Here is a 14,918-nt window from a genome sequence, read left to right on the forward strand (position 1 = left end):
GTGCGACGGGTGCGGCGCCGCACTGCCGCTCGATTAATTCATACTTCAGTGAACTCTTTCGGTGTTGAATTTGTCAAGCCGCTCTGCGATGATTTCAACGCCTGGTGAGTTAAGTCGTGGCTCGCCGCTGCCCGAGGAGGAATCGTGCAGTCCATCGGCATCATCGGAGTGGGCTCCTACCTGCCCGAGGCCATCATCAGCAACGCGGAGATCGGGCACGGCGCCGGCGTGACCGACGAGTGGATCGTCCGCAAGACCGGAATCCGTGAGCGGCGCCGCGCCGCCCCGCACGAAGCCACCTCGGACCTCGCCGTCTCGGCGGCCCAGCGTGCCCTGCACAGCGCCGGTCTGACAGCTGATCAACTCGCTTACGTGGTCGTCGCCACGTCCACCCCCGACCATCCGCAACCGGCCACGGCCGCCCTCGTCCAGCACCGCATCGGAGCCCGCCACGCTGCGGCCTTCGACGTCAACGCGGTGTGCAGCGGCTTCGTGTATGCCCTCAAGACGGTGCAGAAGCTGCTGAGCGGCGCGGCCCCCGGCGAACCCCGGCACGGCCTCGTCATCGGCGCCGACATCTACTCCCGCATCCTCGACTACAGCGACCGCCGTACGGCCGCCCTCTTCGGGGACGGCGCCGGGGCGACGGTCCTCGGCCCGGTCGCCCCGGGCCTCGGCCTGCGCGAGATCTCCCTGGTCTCCAGGGGTGACGCCCATCGCCTGATCGAGGTCACCGCGGGAGGCAGCCGCCGCCCGGCCTCGCCGCAGACATTGGCCGACGGCGACCACTACTTCCGCATGGACGGCCGTGGCGTACGCGACTTCGTCACGCGTAGCCTCCCGTACGAGATCGACCGGCTGCTGCGCCGGGCCGCCGTCACGGCAGACGCCGTACAGCACTTCGTCCCGCACCAGGCCAACGGCATCATGCTCGCCGAACTCTGGCCCGACCTCGGCCTGCACCGCGCCGCCCTCCACCTCACCCTGGAGCGCTACGCCAACACAGGCGCCGCCTCGGTCCCGATCACCCTCGCCGAGATGAGCCGCAGGCGCGCGGCCGCACCCGGCGACCTGGTCGTACTCGCCGCGTTCGGCGGCGGGATGAGCCTCGGTATCGCGCTGCTGAACTGGTCGATGGACGCCCACGAGGGCGTCGGCGCACTCGGCGCGCACCCCGCGGTCCCGCACCTCCTCACGGCCGGCGACCGCGTCGGCCCGCTGGCGCCGTGACCGCCGAGGACGCGGCCGCCCCCGACATCAGGGCACGGGTCGCCCAACTGCACGGGCTCCGCGCGCAGGTCCGCCAGGGACCGGGCGAGAAGGCGACGGCATCCCAGCACGCCAAGGGCAAACTCACGGCCCGCGAACGCATCGAACTCCTCCTCGACGAAGGCTCCTTCAACGAGGTGGAGCCCCTGCGCCGCCACCGCGCCACGGGTTTCGGCCTCGAAGACCGCAGGCCGCACACGGACGGCGTGATCACCGGCTGGGGCACGGTCCACGGCCGTACCGTCTTCGTCTACGCGCATGACTTCCGCATCTTCGGGGGCGCCCTCGGCGAGGCGCACGCGGAGAAGATCCACCGCATCATGGACCGCGCGATCGCCGCCGGTGCCCCGCTCGTCTCGCTCAACGACGGTGCGGGCGCCCGGATCCAGGAGGGCGTCACCGCGCTCTCCGGCTACGGTGGGATCTTCCGCCGCAACGCCCGCGCCTCCGGAGTGATCCCGCAGATCAGCGTGATGCTGGGCCCGTGCGCGGGCGGCGCGGCCTACAGCCCCGCCCTGACGGACTTCGTGTTCATGGTCCGCGAGACCTCGCAGATGTTCATCACCGGCCCCGACGTGGTCCAGACGGTCACCGGGGAGAAAGTGACCCTGGGCGGCCTGGGCGGCGCGGACGTACACGCCGAGGTGTCGGGCGTGGCGCACTTCGCCTACGACGACGAGGAAACCTGCCTCGAAGAGGTCCGCTACCTCCTCTCGCTCCTCCCGCAGAACAACCGCGAGACCGCCCCCGCCGAGCTCCCCGAGGACCCCCCGGACCGCCCCTGCGACCCGCTCCTCGACCTCGTCCCGGCCGGCGGTCACCGCCCGTACGACATGCGACGGGTCATCGAGGAAATCGTCGACGACAACGAATACCTGGAGATCCACGAACGCTGGGCGGCCAACGTGATCGTCGCGCTGGCCCGGCTCGGCGGCCAGGTGGTCGGCATCGTGGCCAACCAGCCCCTGGTCCTGGCCGGCGTCCTCGACATCGACGCCAGCGAGAAGGCGGCCCGCTTCGTGCAGATGTGCGACGCGTTCAACATCCCGTTGGTCACCCTGGTCGACGTGCCCGGCTTCCTGCCCGGCGTCGACCAGGAGCACAACGGCATCATCCGCCGCGGCGCGAAACTCCTCTACGCCTACTGCAACGCGACCGTCCCCCGGATCTCCCTGATCCTGCGCAAGGCCTACGGCGGCGCGTACATCGTCATGGACTCCCGCTCCGTGGGCGCCGACCTCTCGTACGCCTGGCCCTCCAACGAGATCGCGGTCATGGGCGCCGAGGGCGCCGCCAACGTGATCTTCCGTCGCCGCATCCAGTCGGCCGACGACCCCGAGGCCACCCGCCGCCAGCTCGTCAAGGAGTACCAGGCCGAGCTGATGCACCCGTACTACGCCGCCGAACGCGGCCTGCTCGACGACGTCATCGATCCGGCGGACACCCGCCGAGTCCTCATCGAATCCCTGCGGATGCTGCGAACGAAGCACGCCGACCTGGCGGCCCGCAAACACGGCAACCCGCCTCAATAGACCTGAAGGATCACCATGCCCACAGCCACCGAAGCAGCACCGCCGTTGGTCCGCGTCGTCAAGGGCGGCGAGATCCCCGCCGAGGAACTGGCGGCCCTGACCGCGGTCCTCCTGGCCCGAGCCGCAACGGCCATCGAGGAATCGAAACCGGCGACCGTAGTACCCCTCTGGGAACGCCCCCTGCCCACCACCCGCTACCGATCCCCCTTGAGCTGGCGTAACTGACATAGGGAGGGGCCCGTCGCCGCAGAGCGGCGACGGGCCCCTCCCTATGTCAGTCAAAGATCGGCCAGCGCAGCCCTCATCGAAGGGGCGACAAGATCGGCCAGGCCCTGCACGGACAACTCGGCGATCGGCTGCAGCCGCAGCAGATACCGGGCGAACGCCACTCCCAACAACTGGGCGGCGACCAGCCCACTCCCCGCAGCCGCGCGTTCGGCGCCCAGCACTCCCTTCAGACTGCTCGTCAGCTGCTCGTGCAGCACGCCGCGCAGCCGCTCCGCGGCCCGCTCGTTGGTCGCGGCCGACCGCAGCAGCAGCCGCAGCGACCCCTCGGCCGCATCCTGCTCCCACGGCGCGAGGAAATGCGAGATGAGAGCATGCGGCAGCCGCTCCACCGGCGTCCCCGTCAGATCGGGCAGCCTCAGATCGACATCGAGCGCGGCCTCGAACAGCCGCTCCTTGTTCCCGAAATACCGCATGACCATCGAGGGATCTATGGCCGCCGTCGAGGCAATGGCCCGTATGGTCGCCCGCTGATACCCGTCCGCGGCAAAGTGCACCCGAGCGGCATACAGAATCGCCTCACGCGTACGCAACGACCGAGACGTCACGCGCTGCTCCACAACGTCCTCCTAGTCAGTCACGCCCCACCACCCGCACCCGCGAACGCACGGGAGGGGGCCGTGCCGGTACATCGCGTGCCCGTCGCTCACGTCCGGATCCGGAAACGCCTCCCACGAACCCGACGTCTGATCCACCGGCGACGGGTGGAGTTACCGGCACGGCCCCGACCCACCACCGACCGGCAGGAGCATCAGGCCTGTTCGACAGAGGCGGGTTCCTGCGAGGCGGCCGGCTCCGACGCCACGCTCACCACACCGCCCGCCACCTCGGGGGCCAGCTGCGGAGCCGGCCCCTCCACCCCGCACCACTGATGCAGCGCCAGCCGCATCCGCTCCGCCCGCCCGCCCGGGTCCTGGTCGCCATGGACCCAGGCCGCGTAACCATCGGGCCGCACCAACAACGCGCCCACCCCCGGCAGTTCGGGCATCGCGGCACACACCCGCACCGGACTCACCCGCGACCCCCAGGCCTCGGTGACCGCCGCGCAGGCGCCGTCCTCCCCGAGGTCGAGCAGCACGAACCGCCCGTCCCGCATGAGCGAGTACAGCCGCACCGGCGCCGCCCCGACCCGAGGCACCGTCAGATCCGGCACCCGCTGCCCCGCCCGCACCGAAAGACCGCGCAGGCCACCACCGGGCACCCGCGCCCCACGTCCCGCCGCGTACCCGTTCCGCAGCCCCGAGATCGACTCCCCGGCGACCTTGCGGATCCGCCGATACGAGAGCGCCTTCGCCATCGCGGTACGACGCAACGCGGTCACCGCCTGCGACGCGGTCGTGGCCACCCGCGTGGCCCGGTCCGTGGCCCGCAGAATCCGCTCCGCCTGCGGGCGCCGCTCCGCCTCGTACGAGTCGAGCAACCCGACCGGCGCCCACCCCTGCACCTGAGCGGCGAGCTTCCACCCGAGGTTCACGGCGTCCTGGATGCCGAGGTTGAGCCCCTGTCCGCCGAGCGGCGAGTGCAGATGCGCCGCGTCCCCGGCCAGCAGCACCCGCCCGAGCCGGTACTGGTCGGCGATCCGCTGATGGATCTTGAACCGGGCCAGCCACTCGGGATCGTGCGGCCCGGGATCGAACCCCAGCGCCCGCGTGAGCACCTCGCCCAGTTCCTCCAGCGTCACGGGCTCCCGTGTCCACGGCCGGTCCCGGCGCGCCACCGCGATCCGGTACAGCCCGTCGCCGTACGGCACCGACACCATGACGCCGCCCCCGCCGGACAGGATCAGCACATCGTCCGGCGGCGGCTTGCGCAGCCGCACATCGGCGAGGATCGGCGCGATCCCGTACGTACGACCGCGGAACGCGATCCCGGCGAGTTCCCGTACGACGCTGTGGGCGCCGTCGCAACCGACGACGAAATCGGCGCTCTCCTCCCACTCCCCGCTGCCCGACCGCACCTGGAGCGTGACGCCCGAGCCGTCCTGTGCGAGCCCGTACACCTCGGCGTCGCGCTCGATGGTGACCCCGAGGTCGAGGGCCCGCTGCTGCAGCACCTCCTCGGTGCGGCTCTGCGGGATGACATTGAGATAGGGGAACCGGGTGTCGAGTTCGGCGAAGTCGACGCGGGCCCCGCGGGCGGGCACCATCCGGCTGACCGGCCGGCCCAGGGCCACCAGCCCGTCGGCGTGACCGCGCAGATCGAGCACCTCCATGGTCCTGCTGTACAGGCCCATGGCCCGGGACTGCGTGGACGGCACGAGACGGCGTTCGAGGACCGTGCAGGACACACCCCCGGCGGCCAGTTCACAGGCGAGGGCGAGACCGGTGGGCCCGGCCCCGACGACGATCACGGACTGTTCAGGAGCGATGGCCACGGATTCCTCCTTGGACGTGGGGCACGGGTGACGACGACAGGGGAGCGGGTGTGGCGAGCGACCGACCGAACCGGGCCGCCCACGCGCCGGCACCCAGCACCAGCGCCCCGAGCAACAGCCAGCCCACCGCGCCCCGTTGCACCACGAGGAAGGCGATGACCAGCGGCCCGTACGTGTTGCGCGCCGCGTTCCCCAGGCCGAAGAAGGCCAGATACACCTGCCGCCGGTCCTCCGGCGCCAGGTCGTACGAGATCGCCCAGGCCCCGGCCTGCTGATACATCTCGGCGAACGCCTGGAACGCGACGGCGCCCAGCAGCAACGCCACGGCGGCGCCCGTGGGCACCGCCCCGGTGACCGCGAGCCCGCAGCAGCACACGGCGAGCAGCAGACCACTGCGCCGCAGCGCGCGCCCACCGTCCTCGGCGGTCTCGATACCGCGGGTGGCCCGGACCTGGCAGATCACCACGACGACCGTGTTCAGCACCAGGGTCCAGGCGATGGCCGCCCGTGGCATCCGGTCATGGGCCAGCACCCACAGCGGGACACCGGCCGTCAGGACGGTGACATGCAGGCTCACCACCGAGTTCAGCCCGGTGAGCAGGGCGAACCGCCGGTCCCGGAAGACACTGATCCGCTGCTTCCACGGCAGCGGCCGCCCGCCGCCCTGCGCGGTGTCCGCGGCCGTCCGCAGTCGCGCCACCAGAGCCGTGGCCAGCACGAACGAGAGCGAGTTGGCGTACACGATGCCCACGTACACGCCGTCGCTGTCCGGGACCAGCGCCGCACCGGCCACGAGGCCGCCCAGCGCGAGCCCGAGGTTCTGCAGCGACCGCGCGCGCCCCATGGCTCGGACCCGCTGCTCCTTGCCGACCGCCGTACCGAACAGCCCCTGGACCAATGGGGAGGCCGCGCGGTCGGCCACCGCGAGCAAGGACACCACGAGGAGGAACGGCGCGAAGCCCGACACGAACGGGTAGCAGGTGAGCAGCGCGGCCCGGACCAGATGGGCGCCGATCAGCATGCGCCGCGGGCCGACCCGGTCCGCCAGGACACCGATCGGCACCAGGGACAGGAAGGACACCGCACCCGCGACGGAGAGCCCGACGCCCACTTCGCCGCCGCTGAGATGCAGATACCGGGTGAAGAAGACGACCGACACGGACATGTACAGCCCGCTGCCGAGGGCGTCGATGAACACCGCGACGAGCAGAGCGGCCGCCGCACCGGACAGCGGCCCGCGCCGCGCCCGTTCCGCTGCCTGTGTCATGTCGCCCTCACTCGGTAGGAGTTCAGTAGTAGGTGCGCATCAGGTCGTCCACCCACTCCGGCTGGACGACCTCCTCGCGCGGTCCGAACTGCCGTAGATACGGCTTGATGTCGAGCACGGGGGTGCCGTCGACGGCGTCCAGCCCGACGACATGCAGATCGAGGCCGTCCGTCTTGACCAGCCGGCAGCGGGAGACCCCGATGCGGTTGGGCCGGTTCTTGCCGCGCTGGGCGAAGATGCCGGCGAGCGGCCATTCCGGGTTGTTGCGCGGATGGCGGGCGCCTTCCTGCACCTTGTCCAGGGGCACCCGGTGGAAGTGGAAGACGACTTCGAGGTGGGAGAAGGAGTCGAGGGAGAGCAGCGCGTTCGTGGTGAACCGCTCGGCGTCCAGCCGGATGACGGAGGCCACCTCGCCCCAGTTGTCGTCGATGAGTTCACGCCGCTCGTTGTGCACATGGGCGATCGGCACCAGGTCCGTGATCGCGTCACCGGTCATGTCAGTCCCTCTGTCTGCGCCGGCCAGGGCCGTCCCTGCGGCATCTCCGTCCAGAGACCACAGCTGATCCCGTACGAGCAACTCACCTGCGACGGCGCGCTGCACCGTCAGATAGACCTCCTCGCGGGGTACGTCGAGAAGATCGCCGAGACGGTCCTGGAGCAGCCGCAGCAGCTGTCGCACCTGGGACTTGCTGTAGCTCTCCTTGCACACGACGAAGCCGACCGGAGCCGGGGCCGCCTCGCCCGCGCGCCATTCGGGCCGGTGGAAGCTGTCGGGTGCGAGTCGCTGCCACCAGAGCCAGCAGTGGCCGCGTGGAATCCCGAGCAGCGCGGTCACGGAATCGGCCAGCTCCCCGAGCGCGGCCGCTCCGGGGCTGGGGGCGGGCGAGAAGAGCCTGATCACCGGCATGTCAGCGCACCCCGCCGAGCGGTTTGACGCCGATCACCATGCAGGTGCGCACGGGGATGAAGAACTCGCCGCCGTCCTGACGGATCCCGAGCGCGTCCCGGTACGGCGCGGGGGCCTCGGCGAGCCGTGCCCGGATCGCCCGCTCCGCCTCGGCGCCGGACGAGGCGATCTCGCACCAGCGCTTGACGGGCACCCCGGTACGGCTCTCGGACTGCGAGCCCCTGGCCACCGGGACGTTGAGCCCGGCGCCCTGAAGGAAGCCGATCCACTCCGTGAGGGTGTAGCTGCGCTGGTGCGTCGGATCGTGCAGCATCTCCAACTCGTGGTTCAGCGCGTCGATGTCGGGGTCCTCGTGCCCCTCCAGGTCGATGACGGCGAGCCGTCCGCCGGGGCGCAGCAGCCGGGCCATCTCGCCCACCGCCGTCGGCATGTCACGGAAGTGGTGCGGGGCCAGACGGGACACCACGAGGTCGAAGGAGGCGTCGGAGAAGGGAAGTTCCTCGGCGTACGCCTGCGCCGTCTCCACGGTGGCGCCACGTTCGGCGGCGAGCTTGTGGACGGACGCCAGCATGTTGGGCGCGGGATCCACGGCGACCAGACGGGCCGGGAGTTCGTCGGCGAACGACAGCGCCAGGTGGCCTGCGCCGCAGGCGACATCGCAGATCTCGCGGCCCGTCTGCGGACCGAGCGTCTCGTGCAGCGCCTCCATCGTGGGGCTCGACCGGTGCACCTCACTGGTCGCGAAGTTTTCGGCGATCTTGTCGAATCGCTGGCTGGAGAGCATGTCCTGCGCCGCCTTCTTCCTCTTCTGGCTTACTGACGAACTGTCATTGAGCGGTGCTCATCAGGGAGGTGAGCGCCGGGAGCGGGTCCCTGGAGGGACCCGGGCCGCACGGGTGGAGGGTGTGTCCGAGCCCTTCGAGCAGATGGACGCGGACCTCGAAGGAGCGCCGGCCGACCAGCCGGCTCGCCGACCACTGGCCGTACATGTCCGGCGCGAACACGGCGGGCGGCAGATTCTCGTCGTCCGAGTCGGTCACGTATCCGACGAGGTCGAGGCTGCCGTAGACGAGATCGATCGAGGAGACGAGGGAGTTGATGAAGACGTCCTCCTCGACCACTGTGCCGACCAGCACCACCCGGTCCGCCTGTCGGGGCTCACCGGAGCGCAGCAGGCGCAGCAGAGCCTGCCCGCCCAGCGAGAACCCCAGCAGGACGAGGGGTGGGACGAGCAAGTGCGCGTGTGCGTCCATGAGCTGGGAGAGTCGTGCGGCCCGCTCGCCTTGATCGTCCGCCGTGGACGGCGCGTTCGGATCGTAGCCGGGCATGTCGCACGTGAGCACTTGTGCGCCCCCGGCCACGAGCCGCCCGGTCAGTTCGTCGAGGAGGCGGTCGTCGCGACCCTGCCCGTCCAGGATGGAGACCGTGCCGGGCGCGGCGAGCAGCACGGTGGCGTTGGCCGGTTCTGCCGGGAAGGACCGGCGCATGCGGTACCGCGCGCCGTCCGGGTCCTTGCGCCATTGGGTGCGCTGATGCACGTTCATCGGATCACCGGTGGCAGACGGCCTCGGCGAAGCCGCCGATGCGCTGGTGGAAGTAGACGCTGATGATCTCCTCGTGGAGCGCCTCGCCGTCCAGGGTGGGGGCGACGCTCTCCGGGGTGCCGGGCACCGGCTGGACGAGACCCCGGTCCATGAGGTCGGCGAAGACCCCCGCGAACGGCTCGTCACGGAAGAGCTCGATGCCGAACCGCCGCCGGAAGCGGCCCGCGTCGATGGGCTGGTTCGCCTTGAACGCGAAGCCGAGCACCATCCCGATCGCCTGATGGCCCGTGAGTCGCCGTCCGGAGGCGAGCGGCAGCCCCGGGCCTTCCTTGAGGCGGCGCGCGTACCCGGAGATGTCGGCGATGTTGTGGGTCTGCACCACGGTGTCCCCGTCGCCGGTCAGCCAGCCGTACGCGCCGGGGCCGTACGCGATCATCGAATCGTGCCGCTGCCACTTGTTCCGGGAGACCCGGGGGATGTTTCCCTCGGGGTAGACGCCGGGCCGGTTCCACCAGCCGCACGGGCTCGGGTGGTAGCCGCCGTCGAGCAGCAGTTCCACGACGGCCTCGCGCATCGCGTAGGTCTCGCCGAGCGAGGGGAAAAGGTGCTCCTCGCGCAGTCGGGTCTTGACGCTCTCGACGTTCCACAGCGCCCGGTTGCCGATGCCCATCTTGGCCCGGTCGGCGTTGCGCAGCCGGTAGATGGTGATGGTGGGGACGTCGAGGTCGATCAGGTGCCGGATGTCGTCGGCGATCTTGCCGGTCGTCTGGTGCGGCAACCCGAACATCATGTCGACGTTGAACGGTTTCCCGGTGGCCCGCAGTTTGTCGATGGCCCGCAGCGACATGGCTGCGTCGTGGCCGCGTCCCGCGAACGCGTTGACCTCGCTCTGCAGGGACTGCACACCGACGCTGAAGCGGTTGAAGCCGATGGCGCAGGCCTCGGCGAGTTCATCCCGTTGGAAGTTGTCCGGGTTGCCCTCGAGCGATATCTCGCAGTCGTCGGCGAGGGTGTAGTGGGCGCGTATGTGGTCGAGCAGCCGCCGTAATTGCTCCGTGCCGAGCAGCGAGGCCGTGCCGCCGCCCAGATAGACGGACTCGATCGGGGCGTGCGCCAGCCAGGGGGCGTGGGCGAGCCGCCGGCCGGACTCGTCCAGCAGCAGATCCGTCCAGATCCGAGGCGCGGCCTCGCCCTCGGGGCCGTCCGCGACCTTGCGCTTGACGTAGTTGCAGAAGTGACAGATGTACGCGCACAGCGGCACATGGAAGTAGAGATGGGCGGGCCGGCCGGCTCCCGGATGGTTCCGCATCGCGTCGGCGGTGTCCGAAATGGACAGCTGGTCCCCGTAGTTGGCCGTCACGTTGATGTTGTACTCGTCCTGGCCGATCCGCAGCGCGGGGTTCTCCCTGAGCAGCCGCGCGAGTCCCGTACCGGGGCGCGGCGCGGTGTCCGTACCGGGGCGCAGTGCTGTGATGCCGGCCGAAGCAGCCGTCTTGCTCATCGCGACCTCGTCTCCTGAATCGGGAAGAACGGATGTCGAGCGAGCCTTTGCCGTCGGCGGGCCTTCCCGGCCCGCCCCTCAACGGGCCGGGAAGTGGTACACCGCTTCGTCACCTGCCGGCAAAGGCGTTCGGTCAGATCTCGACCTCGATGACCGTGGCCTCCGTGATGTTGGTGGCTTCCACCAGCGTCTCGGCGGGCGCGGTGGCCGAGGCGGCTCCGACGGCGCTCAGGGTCACGCCCTCCTGCCCCGGCTCCAGGTGAATGCGGATGACCTTCTTCTCTTCGGGCATGGTTGCCTTCCCTTCGGTGGAGGCGGCAGCGGTCGCGCCGCCGTGGGACAGGGACCCGCTCACTTCGTCGGGAGCGGGAGTCGGTTGGGGGCTGACGGGTCGGCCGGACTCGACTGACGGGGAGTCAGGGTCAGGCGCACGTTGCGCTGTTTGCGGGCGCGCCAGTAGCGGCCGGAGCGCAGCGTGAACTCCTGGAGGTACTCGGTGGCGCCGCAGCCCTTGGGGTCACCGGTGATGTTCTTGGCCAGCGGCGGGCAGCGGAACTGGCACCAGATGTCCTCCGCGGCCACCGGGCACGAGCCGCACACCGAGTGGTCGCTGAAGCGGATGTCACGGAACTCGTCGAAGCCGTGCTCCCAGATCTCCGCGAACGACTTCTCGGTGGTGTTGCCGGCCTTGTAGAGCTGCCCCGACATGCAGTTGCTGCACGGGTACACGTCGCCGCGGCTGTTGACGTAGACGACCGAGCGGCCGCACTTCTCCTGGCCCACCGCTCGCTCCAGGCGCTGGCAGAACTGGATGGTGTCGACCCCGCGGATCTCGTCGGCGGCGCGCCGGGCGGGACCGGCGGGCGCCTCGACAGGCTCCTGGTCCGGCTCGGTGGAGTACCGGTCCATGCACCGCTGGTAGACCTCGAACACCTCGTCGACGTCCTCGGGGCGCAGGAGCATGTCCGGGTGGAGCAGGGCCCGGCCCACCGGGTGCGTCTCCAGCCACTGGGGGCGCGGATACCCCCGCTCGGCGCACCACTCGAAGATCTCCTCGGCGTCCTGGATGTTGTTGCGATGGACGGAGATGGCGGTGCGGAACACATGCCCGTGCTTGCGCATCATCTCGAACGCGTGCTGGAGCTTGGGGAAGTCCATCCGCCCGCGGACGGTGCGCTCGGGATCGGCGGTGTCGAAGCTGATGAAGAACGACTGCCCTGCCGGGATCCGGGCCAGCTTCTCCTCGGTGACCAGCAGCCCGTTGGTGAAGATCTGTGTGCTGAAAGGCTTGCTGCGGGCGTGCTGGATGATCTCGACCGCGTCCCGGTGCGAGAAGATCTCACCACCCGTCAGAAACACCTGGAGCACGCCCATCTCCGCGAAGTCGTCCAGAAGTTGCTTGATGCGGGGCGTGGAGATCTCGTCTGGCCGTTTGAGTGCGGAGTCCGCGTAGCAGTGCCGACAGCGCAGGTTGCAGAGGTTCGTGGTCTCCACGAAGGCGATGGCCGGGGCGGGCAGATGGAACCGGTCCAGCGCCACCAGCGGGTCGGCGAGCGCGTGGTGCATCAACTCGGCGGCGGTCACCGCCCGCCCGGAGTTGTGACGCTCGATCAACTCCCGTGCGGATGCGGCGAGGAACTCGACATGGCCGTTCGGCAGCAGAGCGACGATCCCGCCCTCGTTCACCTGGAAGGGAATCTTCTGCACGGGCCCTGCCTCTCCTGGTCATGGGATGGCGGAACATGTAAGTCAACGAATGTTGAACTCATGCTGTGATGAACTCTACGGAGGATGAATACCGTTGGCAAGGTGTGCCGTACGGGCCGGGGCGGCGGCCCGTACGGGCGACGGTGGCGGGCGGTGCGGGAGGGGAGCGCTCCGGCGGTCCGGCCCGTGCCGACCAGGCCTGCGGTGACCAGGCAACTCCGCGCGCCTGTGGTGCGACCGGCGGAGTGGGTGACACGCTGGGTGTATGAACATCCCTTTCCTGGGCAACTGGCGCAAGAAGCGCGGCCTCGCCTTCGGCGTCGCGGTGTTCTCCGACGGTGAGAGCGATCCCGAGGGCATCGCCGAACTGCTCTCGGAGTGCGAGCTGCTGCGCTCCCAGGCGCACCGGGCGGGAGTCGAACTCGACGATTCCGTGGCCTCGTTGGAGGCCCTGGATCAACTGCTCCCGCGCTGGCGCGACGACGAGGAGAGCCTGCCCTGGCTCGGCAATGACGCCGGCCTCTACCTCGGCACGGTGATGGTGCGTACGGTTCCCGGCGCGGCCTGGGAGATCTGGCCCAACGGCCAGCCCGTGGTGCGGCTGACCTCCGGCCGCGAGATCGATGTGGTCGCGGGCGGTCACGCGTGGGCGTCCAGCGGTGTCCCCGAACTCTCGCAGCTCTACGCGGAGGTCGCCGAGGGGTAGTTCATGAGTTCGACAGCGACCCCATCGTCGTAAATACGGCTAATGCCCGAAAAGTGCGTGTCGCGGACCAAGTCCGATCTTGCCTGGATAGTTTGCGGCGACGGCGACACAGCTGAGAGTGGGTAGGGCTGGGCATGGCTGTCGATCCTTTGATCGAGCTGCACGACGTGAACAAGTACTTCGGGGAGCTGCATGTCCTCCAGGACATCAACCTCACCGTGGGCAAGGGGGAGGTGGTCGTGATCATCGGCCCGTCGGGGTCGGGCAAGTCGACACTGTGCAGAACGATCAATCGTCTGGAGACCATCGAGTCGGGGGCGATCAAGCTCGACGGTCAGCCGCTCCCCGCCGAGGGCAAGGCCCTGGCCAAGCTCCGCGCCGAGGTCGGCATGGTCTTCCAGTCCTTCAACCTCTTCGCGCACAAGACGGTCCTGCAGAACGTCTCGCTGGCCCAGATCAAGGTCCGCGGCCGCAAGAAGGAGCAGGCCGACAAGCGCTCCCTCGAATTGCTCGACCGCGTGGGCCTCGTCTCGCAGGCCCCGAAATACCCGGCGCAGCTCTCCGGCGGACAGCAGCAGCGCGTGGCCATCGCCCGCGCCCTCGCCATGAACCCCAAGGCGCTGCTCTTCGACGAGCCGACCTCGGCGCTCGACCCCGAGATGATCAACGAGGTCCTGGAGGTCATGCAGCAACTCGCGCGCGACGGTATGACCATGGTCGTGGTCACCCACGAAATGGGCTTCGCGCGCTCCGCCGCCAACCGTGTGGTGTTCATGTCGGACGGTCGCATCGTCGAGGACCGCACCCCCGAGGAGTTCTTCACCAACCCGCGCAGCGAACGGGCCAAGGACTTTCTCTCCAAGATTCTCAGGCACTGAGCGGGGGAGCGCACCGCGTGATCCGTACGAAAGGTATGTGCCGTGCCGTCGCGGCGTTCACGGCGTTGATCGCCACGGCCGCCGTCGCCGCCTGCGGCAAGGAGGGCAGCCCGCCCGTCAAGGGTCCCGCCGCCGAAGAACTGCCCAACTACCAAGTGGACCATGGATTTCAGCTCCCGCAGTCGCCCACCTGGAAGCGGGCCAAGAAGCGCGGCTACCTCACCGTCGGCGCCAAGGAGGACCAGCCGTACCTGGGTGAGAGGGACCCGGCGACCGGCACCTACTCCGGCTTCGACATCGAGATCGCCAAGATGATGTCGGCCTCCCTCGGTTTCGACCCGAAGACGATCCGCTTCAAGACGATCGCCTCCGCCAACCGCGAAACCGCCCTGCAGAACGGCCAGATCGACTACTACGTCGGCACGTACACCATCAACGACCTGCGCAAGAGACTGGTCGGCTTTGCGGGCCCCTATTACATGGCGGGTCAGTCCCTGCTGGTGCGCAAGGACGAGAACGACATCCACGGGCCCCAGGACCTCGCCGGCAAACGCGTCTGCTCGGCGGCCGGTTCGACCCCGTACCAGCGCATCAAGACCGACTATCCGCAAGCGACGCTGGTCGCGTACGACACGTACTCGGTCTGCGTCGACAACCTGCTCACCTACCAGGTCGACGCCGTCACCACCGACGACGCGATTCTGATCGGTTACGCGGCCAAGGTGCCCGACGAACTCAAGGTCGTCGGCAAGCCGTTCTCCGAGGAGCCGTACGGCATCGGTGTACCGCGCAGCGACAACGCGCTGCGGTTCGCGCTCGACGACGCATTGGAGGCCCGCGAGAAGAACGGCGACTGGAAGAAGGCGTACGAGGCGACGCTCGGCCTGTCCGGCGTGCCGGCGCCCACCCCGCCCCCGATCGACCGCTACCCGGCGAGCTGAAGGGACG

At 69.6% G+C, this 14,918-nt stretch carries 15 protein-coding genes; 6 read left to right on the top strand and 9 right to left on the bottom strand.

Annotated features, from left to right (window positions below; translation table 11 throughout):
* Positions 1–144: 144 nt before the first annotated feature.
* From OG390_RS41410 to OG390_RS41420, 3 genes are read left to right on the top strand one after another with little or no spacing between them, the layout of a single operon-like run.
* Complete coding sequence (locus tag OG390_RS41410; RefSeq protein ID WP_406175153.1) at positions 145–1,230, top strand: 3-oxoacyl-ACP synthase III family protein; 1,086 nt, start codon at positions 145–147, stop codon at positions 1,228–1,230.
* Positions 1,227–2,801, top strand: a complete 1,575-nt coding sequence (locus OG390_RS41415; RefSeq protein ID WP_406175155.1) for an acyl-CoA carboxylase subunit beta — start codon at positions 1,227–1,229, stop codon at positions 2,799–2,801. The genes OG390_RS41410 and OG390_RS41415 overlap by 4 nt, the downstream gene beginning before the upstream one ends.
* A 15-nt stretch (positions 2,802–2,816) precedes the next feature.
* Positions 2,817–3,026, top strand: coding sequence for an acyl-CoA carboxylase epsilon subunit (locus OG390_RS41420; protein WP_406175157.1), 210 nt, complete (start codon positions 2,817–2,819; stop codon positions 3,024–3,026).
* Between the two features lie 53 nt (positions 3,027–3,079).
* Here the strand turns inward: OG390_RS41420 and OG390_RS41425 are convergent, their stop codons facing one another.
* From OG390_RS41425 to OG390_RS41465, 9 genes are all read right to left on the bottom strand, one after another.
* Positions 3,080–3,634 (bottom strand): TetR family transcriptional regulator, encoded by a 555-nt coding sequence (locus OG390_RS41425; protein WP_406175159.1) that lies wholly within the window; start codon positions 3,632–3,634, stop codon positions 3,080–3,082.
* Between the two features lie 203 nt (positions 3,635–3,837).
* A complete protein-coding gene (locus OG390_RS41430; RefSeq protein WP_406175160.1) occupies positions 3,838–5,460 on the bottom strand; it encodes an FAD-dependent oxidoreductase in 1,623 nt (540 codons plus the stop codon).
* Positions 5,444–6,727 carry an MFS transporter gene (locus OG390_RS41435; protein WP_406175162.1) on the bottom strand — a complete coding sequence of 428 codons (1,284 nt, stop codon included), beginning with the start codon at positions 6,725–6,727 and terminating at the stop codon, positions 5,444–5,446. Before OG390_RS41435 ends, OG390_RS41430 begins: the two co-directional genes overlap by 17 nt.
* Positions 6,728–6,749: 22 nt before the next feature.
* On the bottom strand, positions 6,750–7,634 hold the full coding sequence (locus OG390_RS41440; RefSeq protein WP_406175163.1) for an SAM-dependent methyltransferase: 885 nt from the start codon (positions 7,632–7,634) through the stop codon (positions 6,750–6,752).
* A 1-nt stretch (position 7,635) separates the two neighbouring features.
* Positions 7,636–8,418, bottom strand: a complete 783-nt coding sequence (locus OG390_RS41445) for a class I SAM-dependent methyltransferase (RefSeq protein ID WP_406175165.1) — start codon at positions 8,416–8,418, stop codon at positions 7,636–7,638.
* A 43-nt stretch (positions 8,419–8,461) separates the two neighbouring features.
* Positions 8,462–9,178 carry a hypothetical protein gene (locus tag OG390_RS41450; RefSeq protein WP_406175166.1) on the bottom strand — a complete coding sequence of 239 codons (717 nt, stop codon included), beginning with the start codon at positions 9,176–9,178 and terminating at the stop codon, positions 8,462–8,464.
* Between the two features lie 4 nt (positions 9,179–9,182).
* Positions 9,183–10,679, bottom strand: coding sequence for a coproporphyrinogen-III oxidase family protein (locus OG390_RS41455; protein WP_406175168.1), 1,497 nt, complete (start codon positions 10,677–10,679; stop codon positions 9,183–9,185).
* Positions 10,680–10,812: 133 nt separating this feature from the next.
* Complete coding sequence (locus OG390_RS41460; RefSeq protein ID WP_189192006.1) at positions 10,813–10,971, bottom strand: hypothetical protein; 159 nt, start codon at positions 10,969–10,971, stop codon at positions 10,813–10,815.
* A gap of 59 nt (positions 10,972–11,030) precedes the next feature.
* Positions 11,031–12,386 carry a radical SAM/SPASM domain-containing protein gene (locus OG390_RS41465; protein ID WP_406175171.1) on the bottom strand — a complete coding sequence of 452 codons (1,356 nt, stop codon included), beginning with the start codon at positions 12,384–12,386 and terminating at the stop codon, positions 11,031–11,033.
* Positions 12,387–12,651: 265 nt separating this feature from the next.
* Between OG390_RS41465 and OG390_RS41470 the strand changes: the two genes are divergently transcribed.
* The 3 genes from OG390_RS41470 (at position 12,652) to OG390_RS41480 (ending at position 14,911) form a co-directional block, all read left to right on the top strand.
* The gene (locus OG390_RS41470; RefSeq protein ID WP_406175173.1) at positions 12,652–13,092 is read left to right on the top strand and encodes a DUF6278 family protein; all 441 of its coding nucleotides are present in this window, start codon (positions 12,652–12,654) and stop codon (positions 13,090–13,092) included.
* 134 nt (positions 13,093–13,226) lie between these two features.
* Positions 13,227–13,970, top strand: coding sequence for an amino acid ABC transporter ATP-binding protein (locus OG390_RS41475; RefSeq protein WP_406175174.1), 744 nt, complete (start codon positions 13,227–13,229; stop codon positions 13,968–13,970).
* A 35-nt stretch (positions 13,971–14,005) separates the two neighbouring features.
* A complete protein-coding gene (locus OG390_RS41480) occupies positions 14,006–14,911 on the top strand; it encodes a glutamate ABC transporter substrate-binding protein (RefSeq protein ID WP_406178179.1) in 906 nt (301 codons plus the stop codon).
* The last annotated feature ends 7 nt before the right edge of the window (positions 14,912–14,918 follow it).

The organism is Streptomyces sp. NBC_00996 (genome assembly GCF_045162675.1).
Taxonomy (GTDB): Bacteria; Actinomycetota; Actinomycetes; order Streptomycetales; family Streptomycetaceae; genus Streptomyces.